The 2,602-nt window shown below is 63.1% G+C and carries 2 protein-coding genes; both read left to right on the top strand.

The features are described 5' to 3' along the window. Nucleotides 1–100 precede the first annotated feature (100 nt). Entirely contained in the window at nt 101–1,621 is a 1,521-nt protein-coding gene (gene istA / locus FMM79_RS03935) for an IS21 family transposase (RefSeq protein ID WP_148626259.1), read from the top strand. A 17-nt stretch (nt 1,622–1,638) separates the two neighbouring features. After that, nucleotides 1,639–2,445, top strand: a complete 807-nt coding sequence (gene istB / locus FMM79_RS03930; protein ID WP_305778392.1) for an IS21-like element helper ATPase IstB — start codon at nt 1,639–1,641, stop codon at nt 2,443–2,445. Nucleotides 2,446–2,602 lie beyond the last annotated feature (157 nt).

Raw genomic sequence — 2,602 nt, 5'->3', positions numbered from 1 at the left:
TGAGAACACCGGCAATAAAAGGGGCCAGTCGTCGGCGGGCATCCCCGGGATAAAAAGGGGCCAGTCCTGCTAGACCTCCGTTTTTGGGCGGGGGTGGAGGATGAAGAGAGTGGAACTCTATCAGAAGGTCCGCCGCGCTGTGATGATTGACGGCATGAGCCGCCGCGGCGCCGCAACGTACTTTGGCATCAACCGCAAGACGGTCGACAAGATGCTGGTTTTCCCCGAGCCGCCGCAGCACGGCCGTTCGGGGCGGTCATTCAAGGGGAAGCTGACGGGATTCACCGAGATCATCGACAAGATCCTGACAGATGATCGCACGGTGCATGCCAAGCAGCGCCATACGGCGGTACGGATATTCGAGCGGCTGCGCGTGGAGCATGGTTACACCGGCGGCATCACGATCGTTCGGGATTATGTGGCGGGTGCAAAGCTGCGCAGTCGGGAGGTGTTTATCCCACTGAGCCACAAGCCGGGTCACGCGCAGGTGGACTTTGGCGAAGCGGACGGGATCATCGACGGCAAGCTGACGCGGTTCCACTATTTCTGCATGGATCTGCCGCACAGCGACGCGCCGTTCGTCAAAGCCTACCCCGCCGAAGTGGCCGAGGCGTTTTGTGAGGGCCATGTGGCGGCGTTCGCCTTCTTCGGCGGCATTCCGCAATCGATCCTGTACGATAACACCAGGCTGGCGGTGGCGCAGATCCTGGGTGACGGGAAGCGTGAACGCAGCCGGATGTTCTCGACCCTGCAAAGCCACTACCTGTTCGAGGACAAGTTCGGCCGGCCCGGCAAGGGCAACGACAAAGGCAAGGTCGAAGGGCTGGTGGGCTATTCGCGGCGGCACTTCATGGTGCCAATGCCGGTGGCCGACAGCATCGATGCGATGAACGCGCGGTTCCTAGATCAATGCGTGGCGCGGCGGCAGGCGGTGTTGCGCGGACACGAGCAAAGCATAGCCACCAGGATGCAGGCCGATCTGGCGGCGTTCATGGCGCTGCCGGCGGTACCGTTCGACCCGTGCCATATGGTGACGGGCCGGGCCTCGTCGATGTCGCTGGTGCGCTACCGCACCAATGATTACTCAGTGCCGACGGCCTACGCCCACCAGGAGGTGGTGATCAAAGGCTATGTCGACCGGGTCGAGGTAATCTGCCGCGGGGAACAGATCGCGGTGCACCGGCGCAGCTATGAGCGCGAAGACTTCATCGCCAACCCGCTCCACTATCTGGCGCTGCTGGAACACAAGCCACGCGCACTCGATCAGGCCGCGCCGCTCGATGGCTGGGTTCTGGCCGAGCCGATGCATCGCATCCGCCGGTTGATGGAAGCGCGCAGCGGTAAGGAAGGTCGGCGCGAGTACATCCAGGTCTTGCGGCTATGCGAACGCTTCGAGCAGTCTCTTGTGGAATGGGCGGTAGCGCGGGCCTTGGACATGGGTGCGATCAGCTTCGATGCAGTGAAGATGATTGCGCTGGCACGGCTTGAACGGCGCCCTCCACGCCTCGATTTGCAGTTTTACCCGCACCTGCCGCGTGCCCACGTTGGGCGTACCGATCCGCGCAGCTATATGGGTCTGCTATCCCAGACCGGCGCTTCAGCGGCGGGAGTAGTGGCATGACCGAGACCCCGATGCCAATGCCGCTGCCCGCCATGGAGCAGGCCGCAACCAGTGTGCCGCCAGCGGTGCTGCTGGCCAATCACCTCAAGGCGCTCAAGCTGCCGACCTTCGTGCGCGAGTATGAAAAGGTCGCCCTTGAGGCCGCGCAGGACCGCGCCGATTATCCGCGCTATCTACTGCGGCTGTGCGAACTGGAGCGGATCGATCGCGAACGCCGGATGGTCGAGCGCCGTATCCGCATGGCCCGGTTCCCGCACACCAAAAGCTTCGACACCTTCGACTTTGCCGCCCAGCCATCGCTCAACAAGGCGCTGGTGCTGGAACTGGCGCGCGGGGAATGGATCGAACAGCGCCGCAATGTCATCGCGCTGGGGCCGAGCGGCACGGGCAAGACACACGCCGCCCTCGCACTGGGGCTTGCCGCCTGCCAGAAAGGGCTCAGCGTTGCGTTCACCACGGCGGCGGCGCTGGTGCATGACCTCATGGAGGCCCGGGATGAGCGCCGGCTACGCCTGCTCCAGAAGCACTTGGCCTCGGTGAAGCTGCTGATCCTTGATGAACTGGGCTATGTGCCGTTCACCGCCGTCGGCGGCGAGTTGCTGTTCGAGGTGCTCAGCCAGCGCTACGAACGCGGCAGCACGCTGATCACCAGCAACCTGCCCTTCGATGAATGGACCTCGGTGTTCGGCTCCGAGCGGCTCACCGGCGCGCTGCTCGACCGGCTGACCCACCACGTCCACATCCTCGAGATGAACGGCGAGAGCTTCCGCCTCGCCAGCAGCCGCAAGCATCATAAAAACAAGGAGAGCTGCAAGATGCCATGATTACAAACGGCTATCGGCAGCGGGAAATCGGCTTCCGCTCCGCTACAGCCGCTTCCCCGCTGCCGATAAGGCCCAGCCTCAACCCGAGGCTTTTTGTTTGAACCAACTGGCCCGTTTTTAAACCGGTGGCTGGCCCCTTTTTATACCGGCGTTGACA

The organism is Novosphingobium sp. BW1, from assembly GCF_008107685.1.
In the GTDB taxonomy this organism is placed as follows: domain Bacteria; phylum Pseudomonadota; class Alphaproteobacteria; order Sphingomonadales; family Sphingomonadaceae; genus Novosphingobium.
Note: the sequence above shows the minus strand (reverse complement) of the source record. Positions and strands in the feature narration are given on the sequence as shown.